16 protein-coding genes are annotated in these 22,963 nt (G+C 73.2%); 4 read left to right on the plus strand and 12 right to left on the minus strand.

Annotated features, from left to right (window positions below; all coding sequences use genetic code 11):
- Window positions 1-74: 74 nt before the first annotated feature.
- A complete protein-coding gene (locus GPA10_RS00425) occupies window positions 75-671 on the minus strand; it encodes a M48 metallopeptidase family protein (RefSeq protein WP_058849680.1) in 597 nt (198 codons plus the stop codon).
- Window positions 672-963: 292 nt separating this feature from the next.
- Between GPA10_RS00425 and GPA10_RS00430 the strand changes: the two genes are divergently transcribed.
- Entirely contained in the window at window positions 964-2,097 is a 1,134-nt protein-coding gene (locus GPA10_RS00430; protein WP_157163773.1) for a ThiF family adenylyltransferase, read from the plus strand.
- 41 nt (window positions 2,098-2,138) lie between these two features.
- Window positions 2,139-3,536: an ABC1 kinase family protein gene (locus GPA10_RS00435; RefSeq protein WP_198351469.1), complete on the plus strand. Its 1,398-nt coding sequence runs from the start codon at window positions 2,139-2,141 to the stop codon at window positions 3,534-3,536.
- 28 nt (window positions 3,537-3,564) lie between these two features.
- Here GPA10_RS00435 and GPA10_RS00440 read toward each other — a convergent pair whose 3' ends face one another.
- The 5 genes from GPA10_RS00440 to GPA10_RS00460 all read right to left on the minus strand — a co-directional run bounded on the left by GPA10_RS00440 (window position 3,565) and on the right by GPA10_RS00460 (window position 7,508).
- Window positions 3,565-3,810 (minus strand): hypothetical protein, encoded by a 246-nt coding sequence (locus GPA10_RS00440; protein WP_157163775.1) that lies wholly within the window; start codon window positions 3,808-3,810, stop codon window positions 3,565-3,567.
- A gap of 109 nt (window positions 3,811-3,919) precedes the next feature.
- Window positions 3,920-4,246, minus strand: coding sequence for a hypothetical protein (locus GPA10_RS00445; RefSeq protein ID WP_058849684.1), 327 nt, complete (start codon window positions 4,244-4,246; stop codon window positions 3,920-3,922).
- The gene (locus tag GPA10_RS00450) at window positions 4,243-4,611 is read right to left on the minus strand and encodes a WhiB family transcriptional regulator (RefSeq protein WP_030560620.1); all 369 of its coding nucleotides are present in this window, start codon (window positions 4,609-4,611) and stop codon (window positions 4,243-4,245) included. Before GPA10_RS00450 ends, GPA10_RS00445 begins: the two co-directional genes overlap by 4 nt.
- A gap of 166 nt (window positions 4,612-4,777) precedes the next feature.
- Window positions 4,778-5,128 carry a hypothetical protein gene (locus tag GPA10_RS00455; protein WP_157163776.1) on the minus strand — a complete coding sequence of 117 codons (351 nt, stop codon included), beginning with the start codon at window positions 5,126-5,128 and terminating at the stop codon, window positions 4,778-4,780.
- A gap of 163 nt (window positions 5,129-5,291) precedes the next feature.
- Entirely contained in the window at window positions 5,292-7,508 is a 2,217-nt protein-coding gene (locus GPA10_RS00460; RefSeq protein WP_343040128.1) for an ATP-dependent DNA helicase UvrD2, read from the minus strand.
- A gap of 154 nt (window positions 7,509-7,662) precedes the next feature.
- Between GPA10_RS00460 and GPA10_RS00465 the strand changes: the two genes are divergently transcribed.
- Window positions 7,663-7,920, plus strand: coding sequence for a mycoredoxin (locus GPA10_RS00465; protein ID WP_058849687.1), 258 nt, complete (start codon window positions 7,663-7,665; stop codon window positions 7,918-7,920).
- 42 nt (window positions 7,921-7,962) lie between these two features.
- Here GPA10_RS00465 and nudC read toward each other — a convergent pair whose 3' ends face one another.
- The 6 genes from nudC to GPA10_RS00495 all read right to left on the minus strand — a co-directional run bounded on the left by nudC (window position 7,963) and on the right by GPA10_RS00495 (window position 19,885).
- A complete protein-coding gene (gene nudC / locus GPA10_RS00470; protein WP_058849688.1) occupies window positions 7,963-8,910 on the minus strand; it encodes an NAD(+) diphosphatase in 948 nt (315 codons plus the stop codon).
- A gap of 197 nt (window positions 8,911-9,107) precedes the next feature.
- Window positions 9,108-10,640 (minus strand): dipeptidase, encoded by a 1,533-nt coding sequence (locus GPA10_RS00475; RefSeq protein WP_157163777.1) that lies wholly within the window; start codon window positions 10,638-10,640, stop codon window positions 9,108-9,110.
- Window positions 10,641-10,650: 10 nt separating this feature from the next.
- Window positions 10,651-14,292 (minus strand): ATP-dependent helicase, encoded by a 3,642-nt coding sequence (locus GPA10_RS00480; protein ID WP_343040129.1) that lies wholly within the window; start codon window positions 14,290-14,292, stop codon window positions 10,651-10,653.
- A 149-nt stretch (window positions 14,293-14,441) separates the two neighbouring features.
- Window positions 14,442-15,134: a hypothetical protein gene (locus GPA10_RS00485; protein WP_157163779.1), complete on the minus strand. Its 693-nt coding sequence runs from the start codon at window positions 15,132-15,134 to the stop codon at window positions 14,442-14,444.
- 119 nt (window positions 15,135-15,253) lie between these two features.
- A complete protein-coding gene (locus GPA10_RS00490) occupies window positions 15,254-19,261 on the minus strand; it encodes an ATP-dependent helicase (protein WP_425505628.1) in 4,008 nt (1,335 codons plus the stop codon).
- A gap of 168 nt (window positions 19,262-19,429) precedes the next feature.
- Window positions 19,430-19,885, minus strand: coding sequence for an MGMT family protein (locus tag GPA10_RS00495; protein ID WP_246258590.1), 456 nt, complete (start codon window positions 19,883-19,885; stop codon window positions 19,430-19,432).
- 164 nt (window positions 19,886-20,049) lie between these two features.
- Between GPA10_RS00495 and GPA10_RS00500 the strand changes: the two genes are divergently transcribed.
- The gene (locus GPA10_RS00500) at window positions 20,050-22,929 is read left to right on the plus strand and encodes a lysylphosphatidylglycerol synthase domain-containing protein (RefSeq protein WP_343040130.1); all 2,880 of its coding nucleotides are present in this window, start codon (window positions 20,050-20,052) and stop codon (window positions 22,927-22,929) included.
- Window positions 22,930-22,963: the final 34 nt, after the last annotated feature.

The following is a 22,963-nucleotide window of genomic DNA, read 5'->3' on the forward strand; positions in this document are numbered from 1 at the left end:
CGGACGAAGTCGGTACAGAGCCGGTACACAACCCCTTCACCGGGTGCCCCGCACCCCGCCACCGGGGGTGTCCGCTACTCCTCCCGGGCGGCCGGCAGATGCGGCAGCCGGTCCGCGGCGGCCACCCCTTCGAGGTAGCCACGGGCACGCTCGGTCCGCGGATACGCGTCGAGGAGGCGCCAGAACCTCGGCCCGTGCCCGGGGACCAGGAGGTGGGCGAGCTCATGGAGCAGGACGTAGTCCACCACGTACTCGGGCATGCCCTGCAGCCGGTGCGAGAGGCGGATGCTGCCTTCCGACGGTGTGCACGAGCCCCAGCGGGTGTTCTGGTTCGTGACCCAGCGAACGGACGTGGGCCGGGCCCGAGCCTCGAAGAACTGCTCGGAGAGCCGCTGGGCGCGCTCGGCGAGTTCGCTGTCGCCGAGGATCCGTTTGCTTTCCTGTGCCGCCAGCTTGTCCAGCATGACGGTCACCCAGCGCTGCTCCTCCGCCTCGGACATGCGGGCGGGGATGAGGACGACGGTGCGGTTGCCCTCCCGGTAGGCCGAGACCGTTCTGCGGCGGCGGGCGCTCCTTCGCACCTCGACCGCGCTGGTCGCCGCGCCTGATGCGGGCGGGCTGGTCGCGCTGCGCTGCGGGCTTCCGGCGCGGTGCAGTGGGTCGGCGGGCACGCCTCGACGTTACCCGCTGGGTGTAGGGGAAGTCCCGCCTCCGGGACGGTTCGGTCGCGATCCACTCCCCATGCGCTTGATTAGTACGACAAGTACTCATTGCCTGTGGACAACCGGACGCACGGCTCGGCCCGGCCGGGCATTCTGGCATTCGAGCGGTACCGGGCCGCACCGAGCGACCTCGATCGACCCAGACCAGCCCAGGCCTTCCCAGGTTTTCCCAGGTCGGTCCAGATCGGCCCAGATCGATCCAGATCGGTACGGCCCGGGACACGAGAACGGGGGACCCACCATGCATCCGATCCTCAAGCCGGCCCTGCGTCGCGGCTGGCGCGATCTGAACACCGTCCAGATCGGCGTGACCCGGGCGCACGCCCGGGTCCTCGGCCCGGTCGACACGGCGACGGGAAGTTTTCTCACGCTCCTCGACGGCACCCGGGGGCTGCCCCTCCTGCGCGAGGAAGCAAGCCGGATGGGACTGCCGGACGGCCACGTGGACCGGCTCCTGCACCGCCTCACCCGGGCCGGGCTCCTGGACGACGCGACGGGAGGCGGCCCGGCGGCCGACGCCCTGCGCTCGCGCACCGAGGTGATGGACCGGCTGCGCCCCGACCTCGCGGCGCTGTCGGCCGTCACCCCGGCTCCGAACCAGGGCATCCGAAAACTGGCCGCGCGCCGCGTCACCCGGGTGCGGGTGCGCGGCGCGGGCCGGGTGGGAGCGGTCCTCGCCGCGGTCCTGTCCGGCGCGGGCGTCGGCCGGGTCGATGTGCTGGACGGCGGCTGTGTCGAGCCGTGGGACGTCGCGCCGGGCGGGCTGCCGCCCGAGTCCGTCGGCCGGCGCAGGGACGCCGCGGCCGGAGCAGTGGTGCGGCGCGCGGCCCCGGGCCGTCCACCGCGCCATCCCGGGGACCGGGGCGACGGCGAGCGCCCGCTGTCCCTGGTCGTCCTGGCTCCGCGCGACGGCCTTGACGCCTTCGCCCCCGACCCGGGTGTCGCCGAGCCCTTGATCTCCGCCGGCACCCCTCATCTGTACGCGGGCGTGATCGAGGGCACGGGTGTGGTCGGGCCCCTGGTCCTGCCCGGCGTGTCCGCCTGCGCGGGCTGCCTCGTCCTGGCCCGCGCCGAGGAGGACGCGGCCTGGCCGCGGCTGCTGGCCCAGTGGCGTTCGGGTCACCGCCGTCAGGTGCCCGCCTGTGACCTGGCGCTCGCGACGGCGGTCGCCGGTCTTGCCGCCGCCCGTGCCCTGGCCTTCCTGGACGGCGCGGATCCGGTGGCGGGCGTGCGCTGGGAGGCCTCGACACCGGGTTTCGACTGGCGTCGGCAGCGCACACGGGCCCACCCTTCCTGCCCCTGTGGGGCAAGTGAGCAAGATAAGGGGGAGCAGACCGCCGTGGATCGAGAGCCGCACGAGACAATGGCCCGGTAACCGCCTGAACGGGCGCGGCTGTCTGGGTTTTGGAGGGGCGCATGTCTGATCTTCCCCGGAAGGCGGTCACCCGGACCGCCAAACTGGCCGCGCTGCCACTCGGCTTCGCCGGCCGCGCCACCTGGGGACTCGGCAAACGGATCGGCGGCAAGTCCGCGGAGATCGTCGGCCGTGAGCTGCAACAGCGCACGGCGGAGCAGTTGTTCAAGGTGCTGGGCGAGTTGAAGGGCGGCGCCATGAAGTTCGGGCAGGCGCTGTCCGTCTTCGAGTCGGCCCTGCCGGAGGAGGTCGCGGGGCCCTACCGCGCGGCGTTGACAAAGCTCCAGGAAGCCGCGCCGCCGATGCCGACCCGCACGGTGCACGCGGTCCTGGAGGAGCGGCTCGGCACGGACTGGCGGGAGCACTTCCTCAAGTTCGAGGACAAGCCCGCGGCCGCCGCGTCGATCGGCCAGGTGCACCGGGCGGTGTGGCGGGACGGGCGCGATGTCGCGGTGAAGGTGCAGTATCCGGGCGCGGGCGAGGCGCTGCTCTCGGATCTGAACCAGCTGAGCCGCTTCGCCCGGGTCCTGGGGCCGCTGATTCCGGGCATGGACATCAAGCCGCTCATCGCCGAGCTGCGCGACCGTGTCTCCGAGGAGCTGGACTACGTCCTGGAGGCGCAGGCGCAGCGGGCGCATGCCGAGGAGTTCGCGGACGACCCGGACGTGGTGGTGCCGGACGTGGTGCACCAGTGCGAGCAGATCCTGGTGACGGAGTGGATCGACGGCGTGCCGCTGTCCGAAGTGATCACGGAGGGGACCCAGGAACAGAGGGACCGCGCGGGGCAGCTCCTGACCCGTTTCCTCTTCTCCGGCCCGGCCAGGACAGGACTGCTGCACGCCGACCCGCATCCGGGCAACTTCCGTCTGCTGCCGGGCGAGAAGGGCGAGTGGCGCCTCGGTGTCCTGGACTTCGGCACGGTGGACCGGCTGCCGGGCGGCCTGCCGTCGACGATCGGCGACTCGTTGCGGATGACCGTCGAGGGCGAGGCGGACGCGGTGTACGCCATGCTGTGCGCGGAGGGCTTCGTCAAGGAGACGGTCGACCTGGAGCCCGAGGCGGTCCTCGACTATCTGCTGCCGATCATCGAGCCCGCGGTGGCGGACGAGTTCACCTTCACGCGCGGCTGGATGCGCAGTCAGGCCGCCCGTATCGCCGACCCCCGCTCCCCCGCCCATCAGCTGGGCAAGCAACTGAACCTGCCGCCGTCGTACCTCCTGATCCACCGGGTGACGCTGAGCACCATCGGTGTCCTGTGCCAGCTGGGTGCGACGGTGCGAATGCGGGACGAGCTGGAGGAGTGGCTGCCCGGTTTCGTCGCGGGGGAAGCGGAGTTCGCGGTGGAGGAGGACGGGGGCGACGAGCGGGACGGCCTGGAGGAGGAGGCGGCAGAGGCGTGAGGGCGGGCGCCCGCGCGAGGGGGCCGGTTCACCACCAGGTGGAGTCGAGGCGGCCCTCGATCGACCGGATGTTGTCGCGGGCGCAGGTGTCGCAGAAGTAGTGCCGGACGCCGTTCTCCACGGAGCAGGTCCAGGTCGGGGGCCGGCCGTCGGCGACCGCACCACAGCGTGCGCACACGGCGCTCCCGGCGTCACCGGCGTCACCGGTGGCCTCGGCGTCATCCGCGTTCTCGGTGTCACCGGCGTCCGCAGGTTCAGGAGGCTGCTGGTCCACCCGGTGACCCTATCCCCGCCATCGGGGTATCGGGGCACAACGCACCGCGGGGGGCGGTCCGTTCGGACCGCCCCCCGCTGATTGTTTCCTGTTACTGCCTGACCGCCATTTACTGCATGACCGCCATGGCGAGCGCGCGCCGGGCACGCAGGGACGCGCGCTCCGCGCGGCGCTGCATGCGGCGGGCCGCGATCAGGCGGGCGGCCGGACGGTGCTCGTCGGCCTCACGCAGGCGTTCGTGCATATGCGCACGCGCCAGGGCTTCTGGAATGAGTTGCATTTCGCGGGTCCTGTTCTGGCGTGAGCCGGTCACGCCGGTGGTGGTGAAGAAGTCTGGGGTCGCGGAGCCGCTGGGCTCGCTGGCTGGTGCCTTCATCGGGGCCTGCTTCTTGGGGTCGTGCGTCAGGGGGCGATCGATCGTTCCGGCGGTGCTCATGCCACGACCGGGTTCTTCCGCGGACGGCCACGCGGCCGCTTGCGGGCTACGACCACACCCTGGACGAACAGCTCGCCGCCCCAGACGCCCCACGGCTCGCGCCGCTCCTTGGCGCCGGCCAGGCAGGCCTCCATCAGCGGGCAGGTACGGCACAGGGACTTGGCGTACTCGACGTCCGCGGGCGACTCGGCGAAGAAGACCTCCGGGTCGTAGGCACGGCAGGGAACGGGTACGCCGAGGTTCTCGATGGCGTCGTCGAGCGCGGTGAGCGCGGTGAGGGGAGTCAAGGTCGGGTCCTCCGTGGGAACGGGCGGCGGGAGAGTGTCTGAAGGCGGTACGGACGGGGCGTGCGCTTCGAGTTGCACGGTGGTGTTTTCCTCGTCTGGTCGTGCCGGCCGGGTCGGCCGGTTGGCGGCTGGTACCGGGTCTTGCTCGGCCCCTTCGCTCCGTCTCCCTTTTTCGGGGAAAACAGAAGGGCCGCGGATCCCGGGTGGGGTTCCGCGGCCCTGAAGGCGCCGGTCTGATCGAGGATCAGACTGGATCACTCCAGGGTTCGAGCCCACGGAAGGCCCACATCGTGTGGTGCTGCGTCGTCTGCTTCGGGAATCCGGCACCGGCTGCCGCGAAGGCATAGGCCTGCGCCTGTGCCGTCGCTACTGCTTCCGGTGCCTTCGTCGGTCGCTCATTGCCCTCACGGATCGGCAGACCCGAGAGAGGCAGGGAGGCGGCGGCCGGACGCACGGCGGCGTTGCCAGCAGAGAGAGCGGCATTGCCGACGGACAGACCGGTGCCCCGGTTCGAGAGGCCGAGCAGGCAGGAAGCGACGACCGAGCGATCGGTCATTTTGACGGTGCTGATGAAGCTCTCGTTGTTGCTGATCACTGGAATCGCCTCCTCTCGGCGTCTAGGGGATCGGCCGGAACCGACCCTGCGGACTGACAAGTACAGCACGGGACCCGGGCTTCGGAGAAGCCGCCGTTCCCGTGCTTAAGAACCTATGGGGATTGCTGGCGCATGCGCAAACTATTTTTTCGACGAGTTTGAATCAGTTCGCTTGGCCGCCCGTCGCACCCTCCTGACCTGCGCACATGGCGAGCACATCGGCGCCGAATCGGTTCAGCTTGCGCGCGCCGACGCCGGGGATCCGGGCCAGCTCGCCCTCGTCCTCGGGCACGGCCTCCGCGATGGCGATCAGGGTCTTGTCCGTGAAGACGCAGAACGGGGGCTGGCTCAGGGCCCTGGCCTGGTCGGATCTCCACTCGATGAGCCGCTCGTAGAGCCCTTCGTCCATGTCCGACGGGCAGTCCTCGCACCGCATGAGCTTCATCTCACCCGCGTCGGTGAGTGTGCGACCGCAGACACGGCAACGGGCCGGGGAACGGGCGCCGCGGCGGTGCCCGCGGACGGCACTCCGGTCGACGCCGCCGCCGGTGCCGCCGGTGCCCCGCTCGATGCCTCCGGCGCCGCCCTCCGTGCGGGCTCCGGCCGCGGTGCCCGAACCCGGGCGCAGGCCGTCGAGGAAGCGGCTGGCTCTGCGGCCCGCCCGGCCGCCCGGGGACCGCGACAGGGCCCAGGACAGGAAGAGGTGGGCGCGGGCGCGGGTCACGCCGACGTAGAGGAGCCTGCGCTCCTCCTCGACCTGTTCGTCGGTCCTGGCGTACGTGATCGGCATCATGCCCTCGGCCAGTCCCACCAGGAAGACGGCGTCCCACTCCAGGCCCTTGGCGGCGTGCAGGGAGGCGAGGGTGACGCCCTGGACTGTGGGCGCGTGCTGGGCGGCGGCGCGCTCGTCCAGCTCCGCCACGAGGTCGGCGAGCGTCGCCTCCGGCTTGGCCCCGGTGAAGTCCTCGGCGAGCCGCACCAGGGCGGCCAGGGACTCCCAGCGGTCCCGGACCGCGCCCGAGCCCGCGGGCGGCGTGGTCGTCCAGCCCTTGGTGGAAAGCACGGCCCGCACCTGCGACGGCAGGTCGACGACGTCGTCCAGGAGGGTGTCGTTGCCGCCGAAGCGGGCGGCGCCGCGCAGGGCGGCGCCCGCCTCGCGGACCTCGGTGCGCTCGAAGAAGCGTTCGGCGCCGCGCAGCTGGTAAGGGATGCCGGCGTCGGCGAGGGCCTGTTCGTAGATCGACGACTGCGCATTCGTGCGGAACAGGACCGCGATGTCGCTCGCGGGGACGCCGTCGGACAGCAGGGCGCGGATGCGGCGGGCGGCGCCTTCGGCTTCGGCGGGCTCGTCCGCGTACTCCGTGTACACCGGGTCGGGGCCGGGGTCGCGCTGGGAGACCAGGGCGAGGCGGTGGTCGGCGGCGCGGCCGCGCGCCTGGGCGAGCAGGCCGTTGGCGAGGTGGACGACCTGGGGCGTCGAGCGGTAGTCACGGACGAGCTTCACGACCGTGGCGCCCGGGTGATGGGTGCGGAAGTTCAGGAGGTGGTCGGGGGTGGCGCCGGTGAAGGAGTAGATGGTCTGGCTGGCGTCGCCCACGACGCACAGGCTGTCGCGGTCGCCGAGCCACAGCTCCAGGAGGCGCTGCTGGAGCGGGCTCACGTCCTGGTACTCGTCGACCACGAAGTGCTGGTACTGCGAGCGGACCTGTTCGGCGATGTCGTGGCGGTCCTGGAGGATGCCGACGGCGAGGAGCAGGACGTCCTCGAAGTCGATGACGGTGCGGTCGCGCTTGAGGTCCTCGTACGCCGCGTAGAGCTGGGAGATCTCGGCGGCGGCGCGGGGGGTGTCGCGGCCCGCCTTGGCCGCCGCCGCGGCGTAGTCCTGGGGGACGGTCTGGGTGACCTTGGACCACTCGATCTCGCCGGTGACGTCCCGCAGCTCGTTCCGGTCGAGGCGGACGCGGCAGGCCGCCGCGGCCTCGGCGACCAGCTGGATCTTGCGCTCCACCAGGCGGGGCAGCTGTCCGCCGACGGCCTTCGGCCAGAAGTACTGGAGCTGGCGCAGGGCCGCGGAGTGGAACGTGCGCGCCTGGACGCCGGTGGCGCCGAGCTGGCGCAGGCGGCCGCGCATCTCCCCGGCCGCGCGGTTGGTGAAGGTGACGGCGAGCACGCTGGTGGGCTGGAGGATGCCCGCGCGCACGCCGTAGGCGATGCGGTGGGTGATGGCGCGGGTCTTGCCCGTGCCCGCGCCCGCGAGCACGCACACCGGTCCGTGCAGGGCGGTGGCGACCTCGCGCTGCTCCGGGTCGAGCCCGTCGAGCACCGCGTCGGCGGTGTCCGGGACCCGCGGGAAGAGGGTGGAGTGCGTTGCTGCTGTCACCCCGCCATGCTGCCAGGTCCCGCGGGGCGGGTGAGCCGCGTTGTCCACAGGCGGACCCCCGCAGTCGTACTAATGCGGGAATGGTGACCGGGTCGCGTACGTTCTCATCCAGTGCGACGACGCACCCCCTGAGCCGTAGAGGAGTACGAGAGACATGCCGGGCACTGTGACGATGTACAGCACCACGTGGTGCGGCTACTGCCGTCGGCTGAAGAGCCAGATGGACCGCGAGGGCATCGCGTACGACGAGATCAACATCGAGCACGACCCGGACTCCGCGGCTTTCGTCGAGAAGGCCAACGGCGGCAACCAGACCGTTCCGACGGTCCGCGTGGTGCCGGCCGCGGGCGGGGCGGAGGTCGTCATGACGAACCCCAGCCTCGCCCAGGTCAAGCAGGCGCTCGCCGTCTGACGACCCCGGCCGCGGCCCGGTGCGGACCGCGGCGGGTCCGGGTCAGCCGACCGTGCCGGGCTTCGGCAGGGTCTCTCCGTACCAGAGCTCGATGAGGCGGGCCGCGATCGAGATGCCGTAGGGAGGCAGGACCTCCCCGGACTCGAACGCGGCCCGCAGGTCGTCCCGGGAGAACCAGCGGGCCTCGTGGATCTCCTCGCCGTCGACGTTGATCTCCGACGAGGTGGCGCGGGCCATGAAGCCCAGCATCAGGCTGGACGGGAACGGCCAGGGCTGGCTCGCGACGTACTCCACGTCGCCGACCGTGACGCCCGCCTCCTCCCAGACCTCGCGGCGCACCGACTGCTCGATCGACTCGCCCGGCTCGACGAAGCCCGCGAGGGTCGAGAAGCGGCCCTCGGGCCAGTGGACCTGACGGCCGAGGAGCGCGCGGTCCTGGTCGTCCGTCACCAGCATGATCACGGCCGGGTCGGTGCGCGGGTAGTGCTCGCCGCCGCAGGCCTGGCAGCGGCGGATGTGGCCCGCCGCCGCGATGACCGTGCGCTCACCGCAGCGCGAGCAGAAGCGGTGCAGGCGCTGCCAGTTCTCCAGGGCCACGGCGTGCACCATCAGGCCCGCGTCGCGCGGGGACAGGAGCAGGCCCGCCTCCCGCAGCCCCGCGGCCCGCGCGGAGGCGTCCATGCGGCCGGGCAGCGTGTCCTTCTGGAGCGCGAAGTAGCTCACGCCGTCGTCGTCGGTCCCCAGGAAGTAGCGGTGCGCTTCGGTGAGGGGGGCCTCGAACGTCGGTGTCATCACGAGCTCGGTGCGCCCGTCGGGTGTCTCGTCGATGAGCACCTGACCGCCGGAGACGACGAAGACCCGTGTCGAGGGGTGGCTCCACGCGGCCGCGAGCCAGGGCTCGTCGAGGCGGTGGTGGGCCGCGCGGTCGATGCCGCTGGGTTCGGTGAGCGAGACGGGACGGTCAGCGGCGCGATCGGTCCAGGTGGTCACTGGTACTTCCAACTCCCCCGGTGGAATGGGTGGTTCAGCGAGCGGGTCCGGTGCTGCGGTGGACGGGTCTGGTCGGTGCGGAGCGAGATCGCCCCAATCGACGCGGAGCGAGGTCGTTCCATCGACGCGGAGCGAGGTCGTTCCATCGACGCGGAGCGAGTTCGCCCCGCATGAGCGCGGAGCGAGATCGCCCCGCATCAGTGCGGAGCGAGGTCGCCCCACAGGTAGGCGCTGGTTTCGACGCCCTTGAGGAGCAGGTCGAGTTCGACCTTCTCGTTCGGCGCGTGCCAGCCGTCCGACGGTACGGAGATGCCGAGGAAGAGCACCGGCGCCCCGATGACGTCCTGGAGGTCGGCGGCCGGACCCGAGCCGCCCTCGCGCGTGAAGCGGATGTCCTGTTCGAAGGCCCGGCCCATGGCACGCGCCACGGACTGAAGGGCGGGGTGGTCGAGGGGCGTAAGACAGGGCCTGGTGGCGCCGCTGAAGGTGATCGTGTGCCGGATCCCGGCGGGCAGCTGTTCGGCGACCCACGCGCTGACGGCCTCCTCGACCCGCCCCGGGTCCTGCCCCGCGACCAGCCGGAACGACAGCTTCAGGAGGGCGCTCGACGGGATGATCGTCTTGCCTCCCGCGCCCTGGTAGCCGCCGCCGATGCCGTTGACCTCGGCGGTGGGGCGGGCCCAGACGCGCTCCAGGGTGGTGTGCCCGGCCTCTCCGTGGGGGGCGTGCGACTTGGCCGTGCGCAGCCACTCGGCCTCGTCGAAGGGCAGCTCGGCGAAGAGCTGCCGCTCGCGCTCGGTGAGCTCCACGATGCCGTCGTAGAAGCCCGGGACCGCCACGCGCTCGTGCTCGTCGTGCAGGGCCGCGACGAGGCGGCCCGCCGCGGTCGCCGGGTTCGGCACCGCGCCGCCGAAGGAGCCCGAGTGGATGTCCTGGTCAGGACCCGACAGCTCGATCTCGCACTCGGCGAGGCCGCGCATCCCCGTGCACACCGTGGGGGTGTCCCTGGACCACATGCCGGTGTCGGAGACGATCACCGCGTCGGCGGCGACACGGTCCCGGTGCCGTTCGACGAGGGCGCGGAAGTTCGGCGATCCGGACTCCTCCTCGCCCTCGACGAGCAGCTTCAGGTTCACGGCGGGCGCGGTGCGGCCGGTGGCGGCGAGGTGGGCGCGCACCCCGAGGGTGTGGAAGAGGACCTGGCCCTTGTCGTCGGCGGCCCCGCGCGCGTAGAGGCGGTTACCGCGGACGACGGGCTCGAAGGGGTCGCTGTCCCAGCCGTCCTCCAGGGCGGCGGGCTGCACGTCGTGGTGGCCGTAGACCAGCACCGTGGGCGCGTCCGGGTCCTCGGAGGGCCACTCGGCGTAGACCGCGGGTGCGCCCTCGGTCTCCCACACCTCGGCCGTCGGGAAGCCGGTCCGCCGCAGGTGCGCGGCGAGCCAGTCGGCACTGCGGCGCACATCGGCGGCGTGCTCCGGCTGCGCCGAGACGGACGGGATGCGCAGCCACTCGGCGAGGTCGTCTAGGAAGGCGGCGCGGTGGTCGTCGATGTACGCGCGCACAGCGGCGACGGCACCGGCGTCGTTCACGTCACCGGCGGCACGAACGGCACGGTCGGTGCTGACGGCATTCTCGGCGCTGACGGCGCGGTCGGTACTGACGGCACTTCCGGCGCTGACGGCGCGGTCGGCGCTGACGGCACTGTCGGCGCTGAGGACGGGCTTGCTCATGGTCACGAGCCTATCGGCCCGTGGGAGCGGTCCGTCCTGTCGGCCGGTCGTCCTCCTGCCCGCCGGGGGCCACGTGGCCCGCGCTGCCGGGGCCGACGCCGTCGGTGTCCTCGTACGGGTGGTGCTCGTCACGTCCGCCGAGCAGGATCCGCTCGAGTTCCGCGCGGCCCGGCAGGTTCGCGGGGCGCACGGTCTCGCCGCTGCGTACGTAAAGGAACGTCGCGCGCACCGACTCGGGCGGTATGCCGTGCTGCTCGGCCCAGGCCAGGCGGTAGACGGCGAGCTGGAGGGGGTCGGCGTTCCGGGTGCGGCCCGTCTTCCAGTCGACGATCTCGTACGTGGTGTCGTCGCCGTCACCGTGCTTGTAGACGGCGTCCATCCGGCCGCGGATGACGCGGCCCGCGATGGCGAGCTGGAAGGGCAGCTCGACGCGGTGGGGCGTGCGGTGGGCGTACTCGGTGCGTTCGAAGGCTTCCTTGAGTGCCTCCAGGTCGCGTTCGTCGGCGATCTCCGCCTCCCCCGGGCCGCCGCCGGGCAGCTCGTCGGGGTCGAGCATGGGCAGCCGCAGTTCCTCGAAGCGGGCCTCGATCCAGGCGTGGAAGCGGGTGCCGCGGCGGGCCGCGGGCTGGGGCGGGCGCGGCATGGGGCGGGCGAGCTCCTGGGCGAGGCCGTCCGGGTCGCGGGCCAGGTGCAGCAGCTGGGTGGCGGTGAGCGTGGTCGGCAGCGGAACGTCGTGCACGCTCTCGCGGGCTCGCAGGAGCTCGCCGGTGAGTGCGTCCAGGTCGCGGTCCCAGGAGGCGAGGGTGCGGGTCTCCTCCGGGGTCGGATGCGTGGTCCCGTGCGGGATCTGGTGCGGCACGCGCGCGTGGGGGGTGGTTTCCTGCGCGGGACCTTCGGGACCTTCGGGACCTTCGGGACCTTCGGGGCGTGCGGGGCGTGCGGGGCGCTCCTGTGACCAGGAGTTCCACTCCAGGGGGTCGGCGGGGCCGGTGGGGTCCGCGTCGTCCGGGGGCTCGGGGGGTTCCGGGTCGGTCCCGTACTCCGGCGGCTCGGCCGGGTCGTCGTACGAGACGGCGCCGTACGGCGAGGCGTCCGCGGCCGGGTGGGCCTCTTCGTGGGAGCGGGCGTCGTCGGCCGCGGGCCGGTCCAGATGGGCGAGCACGGTGGCGGCGGCGGCCCGGCGGCGGGCCAGCGAGGCCGCGTCGAGCGGGAGCGGCCAGGCGTGGTCGGCCGCCTTCTCGTGCAGCGCCGGGTTCTCCTCGCTCTCCTCCGGTTCGTCCGCCCAGGCCTCGATCTCGCCGTGCCCGGCGACGCAGTGGTCGTACAGCGCGAGGAGGAAGTCGGACGGGCCCCGGGGCTTCTTCTGGCTGGGGCCCCACCAGTGCCCGGAGCCGAGGAGGAGGCTCCGGGGGCGGGTGAACGTGACGTACCCGAGGCGGAGCTCCTCGGTGTGCTGGTGGTCCTTCATGTCGGCGTGGAACGCCTTCATGCCCTTGGCGTCCCAGGCGCCGATGTCGGGGAGCGTGTCGGCGTCGCCGCGCAGGGCGTGCGGGACGACCTTGGCCTGCGCCGTCCACTTCTCGCGGCCCTGCGTGCTCGGGAACGTGCCGGTGACCAGGCCCGGCACGGCGACGACGTCCCACTCCAGGCCCTTGGACCTGTGGGCGGTGAGGACCTTGACGGTGTTCTCGCCGCCGGGCAGGGCGTTGTCGAGGCCCTTCTCGTACTGCGCGGCGGTGCGCAGGAAGCCGAGGAAGGCGAGGAGCGAGGCCGAGGGCTCGTTGGCGGCGAAGGACGCGGCGACGTCCAGGAAGTTCGACAGGGTCTCGCGGCGGCGTGCGGCCAGGGCGTGCGGGGACGCGGACAGCTCGACTTCGAGGCCGGTGACGGCGAGGACGCGGTGCAGGACGTCCATCAGCGGGTCGGCCAGGGAGCGCCGCAGGTCGCGCAGTTCGGCGGCGAGGCGCGCGAACCGCACGCGGGCCTCCGGGGAGAACGGCAGACCGTCGTCCTCGGGGGTCTCGACCGGTGTCTCCAGGAACGTGTCGAGCGCGTCCGCGAGCGAGGTCACCTCGGCCGGGTCGACGCCCTCCACGGCCTCCGCGAGCCGCCGGTCGGCCTCCTCGGGGGACTCGGGGGCGCCGGATCCGCCGTGGCCGTGGCGTACGAGGAGGCGGGCGCGGCGTCCCAGGAGCGCGAGGTCGCGTGCGCCGACGCGCCAGCGCGGGCCGGTCAACAGGCGCACCAGGGAGGCGTTGGCGCCGGGGTCCTGAAGCACTTCGCAGACCGCGACGAGGTCGGCGACCTCGGGGAGATGCAGGAGCCCGGAGAGGCCGACGACCTCCACCGGGACGTCCCGTGCGACCAGGGCGGCCTGGATCTCGGCGAAGTCGCCCGCGGTGCGGCACAGGACCGCGATCTCGCCGGGGGCCGTGCCGGTGGCGACGAGGTGGGCGAGGGAGTCGGCGATCCACTGGATCTCCTCGCCGTGGGTGCGGAGCAGGGCGCAGCGCACCGTGCCGTCGCGCTCGGCCCCTGGGGCGGGGCGCAGGGCCTCCACGCCCGCGTGCAGGGCCCGCAGCGGCTCCGCGAGGCCGTTGGCGAGGTCCAGGAGGCGGCCGCCGCTGCGGCGGTTCTCGCTCAGGGCGTACCGCGTGGCGGGGCGGCCGTCGGCGTGGGCGAAGTGCTCGGGGAAGTCGTCGAGGTTGGCCACGGAGGCGCCGCGCCAGCCGTAGATCGCCTGGCAGGGGTCGCCGACGGCGGTCACCGGGTGGCCGGTGCCGCCGCCGAAGAGGCCGGCGAGGAGGACGCGCTGGGCCACCGACGTGTCCTGGTACTCGTCGAGCAGGACGACGCGGAACTCCTCGCGCAGGATCCGGCCGACCTCCGCGCGGGTGCGGGCGAGGGTCGCGGAGTGGGCGATCTGGTCGCCGAAGTCGAGCAGGTCGCGGGCGCGCTTCGCCGTGCGGTACCGGTCGACGAGCTCGGCGAGCTGGAGCCGGGCGGCGGCCGTCTCGGGGACGCGGCGCAGGTCGGCGTTGGTGAGCCTGGCGTCCGCGAGGGTGCGCAGGAGGTCGGTGTCGTACGCCCGGAGCCCGTCGGGGGGCACCAGGTGCTCGGCGAGCTCGCCGTCGAGGGCGAGGAGGTCGCTGACGAGGTCGGGGAAGGAGCGGGTCAGGGCGGGATACGGGCCGGGGGCCTCGCGCAGCACGCGGGCGGCGAGCTGGAAGCGGGTGGCGTCGGCGAGGAGCCGGGACGTGGGCTCCAGGCCGATGCGCAGGCCGTGGTCGGTGAGGAGGCGGCCGGCGAACGCGTGGTACGTGGAGATGACCGGCTCGCCGGGGGCGTCGGCGGGGTCCGCCGCGTCGGGGTCGGTGACGCCCGCCCTGATCAGCGCCTGGCGGACGCGGTCGGCGAGCTCGCCCGCCGCCTTGTTCGTGAACGTCAGGCCGAGGACCTGCTCCGGGGCGACCTGGCCGGTGCCGACCAGCCACACCACGCGCGCGGCCATCACCGTCGTCTTGCCCGAGCCCGCACCGGCCACGATCACCTGCGGGGCGGGCGGCGCCGTGATGCAGGCCGTCTGCTCCGGGGTGAACGGGATGCCGAGGAGCTCCTTGAGCTGCTCGGGGTCGGTGAGGCGAGGAGACACGTCAGAGAGGCTAGCGGCGGCCACTGACAACAGGGGCGTGCCCCGTCACCGCCCGGGAGGACGGGGACGGGGCACGCGGGGTGACAGTGGAGCGGCCACGGGATGGCAGTGGAGCAGCCACGGGATGGTCGCCCGGGGCCGCCGGTGTGTCAGGAACCGCCGCCCAGCTTGGCCGGGTCGACGACCTGGTCGGCCGGCGGGGCCTTGACGTCGACCGGCTTGCCGTAGTCGCTGAAGGTCACCGTGCCGGCTCCGTCGCCGCCCTCGTTGTCGACCTTCAGGAAGTACGGCTTGCCCTCCATGGCGACGTAGAAGGTGGTGGTCTCCTTGCCCTTCTTACGAGTGAGCACGGCGGTCTTCTTGCCGTCGACCTCGGCGTCGTCCTTGCGCTCCAGGTTGTTGAGGTTGTCGTTCTTGAACATGTCCTTCTGGCCGCAGGGGCTGCCGCCGGGCGACTTCACCCAGCGCCCCTTGGCGATCTCACCGGCGGTCGAGGAACCGGTCTGCGCCTTCCAGAAGTCCTCGCCCGCCTTGATGTAGGAGTCCTTCCCGGAGGCGAGGATCTCGGCCTTGCCCTTGCGGGTCGACGTCATTGAGCCCTTACAGCCTCCGGATTCGGAGACGGCCAGGTCGATGTGGTTCTTTCCGCCCTCTTCCTTGAACTCGCCCACCATGCGGTACGAGCCCGCACCCTTGGAGGCTGCGGAAGCCTTGTCAGCGATCTTGTCGGCGCTCATGCCGTCGAAGGGGTCCTTGTCGCCGCCGTCGCCGCCGCAGCCGGCGATGCCGACGACGGCGGTGCAGGCCACGGCCACTGCCAGGAGCTTCCGGTTGGCTGCCATATACGCGCTTCTCCTCAAAACGGTGCAAAGACGGGTGCCGCGAGCGGCACCTTGACGGAAACTTTAGATTGCCTGTGAGGCCTCGCGGGCCGACGGGCCCCTGGCGGGCCACCGATGGGTCAGTCGACGACCTGGCGGCCCTCCGGGCGGGCGCTACAGGAGGCACGGAAGGCGCAGTGCGCGCAGTGCTGGCCCGTGGCGGGCGTGAAGCGCTCGTCGAGGACCTTGCCCGCGGCCGTGGCGAGGAGGCCGCCGATCCAGTCGCCCGCGCCGTCCTCGCCGTTCTCGGTGCCGTCCGCGCCGTTCTCGGTGCCGCTCTCGCCGTTCCCCGTGCCGTTGTCGCCGCCCTCCGTGGCGCCGTTGTCGCCGTCCGCGGCGCCGTTGTCACCCTCCTCCGTGAGGCCGCCGGCGCCCTTGCTGTCGGCCAGCGGTGCCTGTGCCTGCACCTTGGGCAGTGTGTCGCCGCCGTCCTTCTTGGCCGCGCCCTGGCGCAGGTGCACCAGTTCCGCGCCGCCGACGTCGGGGCGTACGCCTTCGAAGACGTCGTCGGCCGCGCCCTCGCGTACCGCGAGCTGGTAGACGGCCAGCTGGGGGTGGCGGGCGACGTCGGCGGCGCTCGGGGCCTGTTTGCCGGTCTTGAAGTCGACTACGTAGGCGCGGCCTTCGCGGTCGCGCTCGACGCGGTCCATGGAGCCGCGTACGCGTACTTCGTAGGAGCCCGCCTCCAGGGTCACGTCGAAGTCGTGCTCACTGGCCAGGGGGGTGCGGCCGGCGTGGGCGCCGCTGACGTGCCACTGGAGGAAGCGTTCGAGTGCCGCGCGCGCGTTGCCCTTCTCCTGTTCCGACTTCCAGGGGGCGTCGAAGGCCAGGGCGTCCCACACCGATTCGAGGCGCTCCATGAGCACGTCCAGGTCGGCGGGGGTCCGTCCGGAGGCGACCTCGTCGGCCAGGACGTGCACGACGTTGCCGAAGCCCTGGGCCGCGGTCGCCGGGGCGTCGGCCTTCACCTCGCGGCCCAGGAACCATTGCAGGGCGCAGGTGTTGGCCAGCTGGTCGAGTGCGCTGCCGGACAGCACGACCGGCTTGTCGCGGTCCCTGAGGGGCACCGCGCTCGCCGTCTGGTCGAACATGCCCCACCAGCGGTAGGGGTGCGCGGACGGCACGAGGGGGCGCCCGTCGGCGTCGCTCAGCGCGGCGAGGCGGGCCAGGCGCTGGGCGGCGGCCTCGCGCAGGACGTCCGAGGCGTGCGGGTCCACGGTGGTGGCGCGCAGTTCCGCGACGAGGGCGGCGACCGACAGGGGGCGGCGCGGGCGCCCCGCCACGTCCTTGGGTTCGACGCCCAGCTCGGTCAGGAAGCGGGAGGGCTGGTCGCCGTCGTCGGCGGCCGCCTTGACGGCGGTGACGACGAGGCGCTCTCGCGCGCGCGTGGCGGCTACGTAGAACAGCCTGCGCTCTTCGGAGAGGAGTGCTCCGGGGGTCAGGGGTTCCGCGATGCCGTCGCGTCCGATGCGGTCCGCCTCCAGGAGGGAGCCGCGGCGGCGCAGGTCGGGCCAGAGGCCCTCCTGGACCCCGGCCACCACGACCAGGCGCCATTCGAGGCCCTTGGAGCGGTGTGCCGTCATCAGGCGTACGGCGTCGGGGCGCACCGTGCGGCGCGTGAGCGTGTCCGCGGCGATGTCCTGGGCCTCGATCTCGTCGAGGAAGTTCAGGGCGCCGCGACCGCCGGTGCGCTCCTCGGCTCGGGCCGCGGTGGCGAACAGGGCGCAGACCGCGTCGAGGTCGCGGTCGGCGTTGCGGCCCGCCGCGCCGCCGCGCCTGGCCGCGCGCTCCAGGCGGCGCGGCCAGGGGGTGCCGTCCCACAGGTCCCACAGCGCCTGGTCCGCGGTGCCGCCGTCCGCGAGGCGCTTCCTGGCCCGGCTCATGAGCGCGCCGAGGCGCTGGGCGCCCTTCGCGTACGCGGGGTCGTGCGCGGCCAGGCGCTCCGGCTCGGCCAGGGCGCGCGCGAGGAGCTCGTCGGAGGGCGGCGGGAGGTGGTTGCCCGCGGCGCGCTCCTCCTCGCGCAGGGCCCTGCCGAGCCGCCGGAGGTCGGCGGTGTCCATGGCGGCCAGGGGGGAGGTGAGGAGCGCGAGGGCCGTCTCGGTGTCGAGCCAGGCGGGGGTGACGGGCATCCGGGAGGACGCTCCCGGCTTCTCCGGCTCCCCGGGCTTCTCGGAGCCGCCCGGCTCCCCGCCTTTCCTCGCGTCGCCTCGCTCCCCGGGCTTCTCGGAGCCGCCCGGCTCCCCGGGCTTCTCCGCGTCGCCCCGCTCCCCGGGCTCTTCCGAGTCGCCCAGCTCCTTGGCATCCTCCGGTTCCTCGGGCCTCCCCGACTTCCCGTGTCCCCGGGTCCCCCCGGCTTCCTCCGGCGCCCCGGGCTCTCCCGGCTCCCCGGGCTCTCCCGGCTCCCCGAGCTCTCCCGGCTCCCCGGGCTCGCCGGGCCGTCCGGGTGCAGCACCAGGGGTCTCCGGCCCACCCGGCCCGGACACGTCGTCCGGCGTGCCGGGCTCACCCGGCGCGTCCGGGAAGGTGCCCGGTACGTCCGGGAAGGCAGCCGATACGTCCGGCCGGACGCCCAGCCCGTCCAGCGAGTCGCCCGGCCGGTCCAGGTCCAGGGAGGCTTCCGGCTTACCCGGCGCGTCCGAGGGGGCACCCGCCCCCACAGCCGGCCCCGACTCCGCCCGAGCCACCGCCCGCAGGGCCGTCAGGAGGGCCGTCACCGCGGGCTCGTGGCGCAGGGCGATGTCGTCGCCGTCTATGTCCAGGGGCACGCCCGCCGCGGTGAGGCTGCGGCGGACGGCGGGGATGGTGCGGGTGCCCGCACGGACCAGGACGGCCATCTCGTTCCAGGGGACGCCGTCCTCCAGGTGCGCGCGGCGCAGGATGTCCGCGATGTTGTCCAGCTCCGCCCCGGCCGTGGGGTACGTCCGCACGTCGACACGGCCGCCGTCCCTGACGGCCGCAAGCTCGCGGTGGGCCCGCACCTGCCGCGCGGGCAGCCCGCCGAGCGGCATCCGCGCGGTGATCAGACGGGTCGCCGCGAGCAGCCGCTCCCCCGACCTCCGGGACGTCGTCAGGACCTCCACCGGCGCCGGAGCGCCGTCCGCGCGCGGAAAGTCCTCCGGGAACCGGAGGATGCCGTTCACGTCGGCACCGCGGAAGGTGTAGATCGACTGGTCCGGGTCCCCGAAGGCGACCAGGTCCCGGCCGCCGCCCGCGAGGGCACCCAGCAACCGCACCTGCGAGGGGTCCGTGTCCTGGTACTCGTCCACGTACACGGCGTCGTACTGTGCGGCGAGCGCCCGGGCGACCTCCGGCCTGCGGGCAAGGAGCACCGCGCGGTGCACCAGCTCGGCGTAGTCGAGCACCCCCTGCATGTCGAGCACGTCCAGGTACTCGGCGAGGAACGCCGCCGCCGCCCGCCAGTCGGGCCGCCCGCCGCGCCGCGCGAAGGCGTCCAGGGCGGCAGGGCCGAGCCCCAGCTCCCGGCTGCGCGCGAGCACGGCACGCACCTCGTCGGCGAAGCCCCGCGTCGTCAGGCAGGCGCGCAGCTCGTCCGGCCAGCGCACCCGCGCGAGGCCCTCGCGGGCGAGGTCGGACTGACCGGCGAGGAGTTCTCGTACCGCGACGTCCTGCTCGGGTCCCGAGAGCAGCCGCAGCGGCTCCACGAAGAGGTCGGCGTCCTGGTGGGCACGGACGAGGGCGTAGCAGAACGAGTGGAACGTGGTGGCCTGCGGGGCGTCGGCGGCACCGATGCGGTGCGCCATGCGGTCGCGCAGCCCGACCGCCGCCCTGCGGCTGAACGTGAGCACCAGGACGCGCTCGGGATCCGTCCCCTTGGCCACCCGCGCGGCCACCGACTCCACCAGCGTGGTGGTCTTGCCGGTGCCCGGACCAGCGAGAACGAGCAGCGGACCGCCCGCGTGGTCAACCACGGCACGCTGTCGTGCGTCCAGGTGAGGGGGATCCGCGGAAACCGGCGGCGTGCGCACCAGGCGATAGGCACCCGTGGTCCCCTGTCGTACCTGGGGGTGCGACAGGTCCCGGCCGTGCCGAGTGTGCTCGGCGTGCCGGGCGGATGAAGTGGAGCTCACGTGGATCGCCGGTCCTGGTGGGTGTACTGGTCGAGGTGCGGCTGCGCGACAGCCGCGGAGTGAGAGTGCATGCGTGTTGTCGACGCTACGCCAGCGGGCGCCCGGGACGGGTGGCTTCCCCCGGACGGGCCCGCGGCCTGCCGCGGGGGTGCCGCATGGCGGAAGCTGTCAGGTGTGAGCCTCCGGAGCCACACCCGCCGCGCCCGCCCCACCCGTCGCGTCTGTCAGGCCCGCTGCGCCTGCCGCGCCCGCCGCACCTGTTGTGCCCGTCGCGCCGCCGTCCCAGCGCGCCCTGCGCATGTCGAGCCGGGGCAGGCTCCCCTCGGACGTGCGGTGCGCCTCCCGCAGCGGGGTGCCCTCCGCGCGGTACTCCGCGAGGGCCCGCAGTTCGTGGCTCGGAAGGAGCACACCGTCCGACCGCACCACGCGCCACCACGGCACCGCGCTTCCGTAGAGCGCCATCACCCGGCCGACCTGACGGGGTCCGCCTTCCTCCAGCCACTCGGCGACGTCCCCGTAGGTCATCACCCGCCCCGGAGGGATGCGCTCCGCCACGTCCAGGACCCGTTCCGCGTACTCCGGCAGCTCCGGTGCCGGTCGGCTCTCCTCGCTCATCCGGACCATCCTGCCGCATGGCACCGACACCGCGGCCGCCTCGCGGAAGAGGGTGCGACAGGGCGGCCGACGCGGGACGAAGCGGCAAATCGTGACCGTATCGCGCCCCCGCGATGCCCCCTGATGCCCCCCGTTGTCAGCGGGGCATGCCACCATCGTGCGGGCGGTGACTGGTGATACGAGATCAAGAAGAGGCGACGGAGCAGCAGGGCGTGCATTCCGACAAGACGGCAGGCACCTCTGCGGACCCCGCGCGCCCCGGCACCGATGAGCCCCCGCTGAAGCCGGACGGAGCCCACCCGGAGCCGCACGAGGACGACACCCACCCGCAGCCAAAGGCAGCCGACACCCCCCCGCAGCCGGAGGCAGACGGCGTCGCCCCGGACGACACCGCCCCCGGCGGAGCCACCCCCGCCCCCTGCGGCGCCGAGGAAGAGGAAGCGCACTCCGAACGCGTGGAGGGCGACGAACCCCTCCTCCCCGCGCGCGTGCACCGCCCCTCCGACCTCATGCGGCTGCTCGTCGGCATCCTGGCGATCGCCGTGCTGATCGCGATCTCCGCGTTCGCGCACGGCACCACGTCGGGTCTGGAGCAGGACATCAACGCGGGCACGGGCGAACCCCCGGACCTGCTGATGAAGCTGGCGGGGCTGACCGCGAGCATCGGCGTGCTGCTCGTCCCGGTGGCGTTCGCCATCGAGCGCCTGATCAAACGGGACGGCCTGCGCATCGCCGACGGCGTGCTCGCGGCCGTCCTCGCGCACGGCGTGACGCTGGCCACCGACCTCTGGGTCGCCAAGGCCGCGCCCGGGTCCATCCAGGACGCCCTGACGCAGCCGTCCCCGGGCGACATCAACTCGCTCACCGACCCGGTGCACGGCTATCTCGCGCCGGTCATCGCGTACATGACCGCGGTGGGCATGTCCCGCAGACCGCGGTGGCGTGTCGTGCTGCTCGTGGTGCTGCTGCTCGAAGCGTTCACCATGCTGGTGTCGGGCAACACCACGCCGTTCTCGATCATCCTGACGGTCCTCATCGGCTGGACCGTGGCCTACGGCACGCTGTACGCCGTGGGCTCGCCGAACGTGCGGCCCACCGGCCAGACGCTGCTCGCGGGCCTGCGGCACGTGGGCTTCCGCCCGGTGAGCGCGGCCCGCGAGGACTCCGGCGAGGCGTCCGACCAGGCCACCGACCGCGGCCGCCGGTACTTCGTGACGCTGGAGGACGGGCCGCCCCTCGACGTCACGGTCATCGACCGAGAGCAGCAGGCGCAGGGGTTCTTCTACCGCGTGTGGCGCAGGCTCACGCTGCGCGGCATCACCCAGCGCCGCAGCCTCCAGTCGCTGCGCCAGGCGCTGGAGCAGGAGGCGCTGCTCGCGTATGCGGCGATCGCCGCGGGGGCGAACGCGCCGAAGCTCATCGCCACCTCCGAGCTCGGCCCGGACGCAGTGATCCTCGTGTACGAGCACACGGGCGGCCGCTCCCTGGACTCGCTGCCGGACACGGCCCTCACCGACGATCTGCTCCGCGACACCTGGCGACAGGTCAAGGCCCTCCAGTCGCGGCGCATCGCGCACCGCAGGCTCGCCGGTGACGCGATCCTGGTGGATCGTTCCGGCACGGTCGTCCTGACCGATCTGCGCGGCGGCGAGATCGCGGCCGGCGACCTCGTCCTGCGCATGGACATCGCCCAGCTCCTGACGGCCTTCGGCCTGCGCGTCGGTGCCGAGCGCGCCGTCGCCACCGCGGTGGACGTCCTCGGCCCCGACGCCGTCGCGGACTGTCTGCCGCTGCTCCAGCCGATCGCCCTGACCCGCTCCACGCGCGGCACGCTGCGCAAGCGGGCCCGTGAGCGCGCCGAGCGGGAGCGCGAGGCGGTCCTGGAGGCGTCCCGGAACGCGAAACTCGCGCGCGCGGAGGCGGAGGCGGAGATCGAAGGCCTCTCCGAGGAGGAGGCCGCGGCCGCGACACGCAAGGCCGACCGGGCGGAGAAGCAGGCCGAGAAGCAGGCCATAGACGAAGCTCTCGAACAGGCGCGCGAGGAGGACCTGCTCACGCAGATCCGCCACCAGGTGCTGCTCATCCGCCCCACCGCGCCCGTGGAACCGGCACAGCTGGAGCGGATCAGGCCCCGTACGCTGATCAGCTTCATCGCCGGTGCCTTCGGCGCCTACTTCCTGCTGTCGCAGCTGACCCACGTCGACTTCGGCACCATCTTCGGAGAGGCCGAGTGGGGCTGGGTCGCCGCGGCGGTGGCGTTCTCGGCGCTGAGCTACTTCGCGGCCGCGATGAGCCTGCTCGGCTTCGTACCGGAGCGGGTGCCGTTCCTGCGGGCCGTGTCCGCGCAGGTCGCCGGTTCCTTCGTGAAGATCGTGGCGCCCGCCGCGGTGGGCGGTGTCGCGCTGAACACCCGCTTCCTCCAGCGCTCGGGTGTGCGCTCGGGGCTCGCGGTGGCGAGCGTCGGCGCCTCCCAGCTCTTCGGGCTCGGCGCGCACATCCTGCTCCTCCTGGTGTTCGGGTACGTCACGGGGACCCAGAAGACGCCGACGCTGACGCCGTCGAGGACGGTCATCGCGGGCCTCCTGACGGTCGCGGTCCTCGTCCTGGTGGTGACCGCCATCCCGTTCCTGCGGAAATTCGTCGTCACGCGCGTGCGGTCGCTGTTCGCAGGTGTCGTGCCGCGCATGCTCGACGTCCTCCAGCGGCCCCAGAAGCTGCTCACCGGCATCGGTGGCATGCTGCTCCTGACGTTCCTGTTCGTGCTCTGTCTGGACGCCTCGGTACGGGCCTTCGCGAGCGAGGAGATGGGCACGCTGAGCCTGGCCAGCGTCGCCGTGGTCTTCCTCGCGGGCAACGCGCTCGGTTCGGCGGCGCCCACGCCGGGCGGTATCGGCGCGGTGGAGGCGACGCTGACGCTCGGCCTGATCACGGTGGGCGTGCCCAAGGACGTGGCGGCGCCCGCGGTGCTCCTGTACCGGCTCCTCACGCTGTGGCTGCCGGTGCTCCCCGGCTGGCTGTTCTTCAATCACCTCACCCGTAAGGGGCTGTTGTAGGAGCGCCTTGACGGACCCCGCCGCAGGATGGAGC

Source organism: Streptomyces typhae, from assembly GCF_009755605.1.
Classification (GTDB): Bacteria; Actinomycetota; Actinomycetes; order Streptomycetales; family Streptomycetaceae; genus Streptomyces; species Streptomyces typhae.

Bases quoted from the DNA above. Each gene is read 5' to 3' on its own strand.
- GPA10_RS00445 (WP_058849684.1), bottom strand. From the start codon at position 4,246: ATGAGCACCGCCGGAACGATCGATCGCCCCCTGACGCACGACCCCAAG.
- GPA10_RS00485 (WP_157163779.1), bottom strand. From the start codon at position 15,134: ATGGCAGCCAACCGGAAGCTCCTGGCAGTGGCCGTGGCCTGCACCGCC.
- GPA10_RS00495 (WP_246258590.1), bottom strand. From the start codon at position 19,885: ATGGTCCGGATGAGCGAGGAGAGCCGACCGGCACCGGAGCTGCCGGAG.
- GPA10_RS00475 (WP_157163777.1), bottom strand. From the start codon at position 10,640: ATGAGCAAGCCCGTCCTCAGCGCCGACAGTGCCGTCAGCGCCGACCGC.
- GPA10_RS00465 (WP_058849687.1), top strand. From the start codon at position 7,663: ATGCCGGGCACTGTGACGATGTACAGCACCACGTGGTGCGGCTACTGC.
- GPA10_RS00430 (WP_157163773.1), top strand. From the start codon at position 964: ATGCATCCGATCCTCAAGCCGGCCCTGCGTCGCGGCTGGCGCGATCTG.
- GPA10_RS00435 (WP_198351469.1), top strand. From the start codon at position 2,139: ATGTCTGATCTTCCCCGGAAGGCGGTCACCCGGACCGCCAAACTGGCC.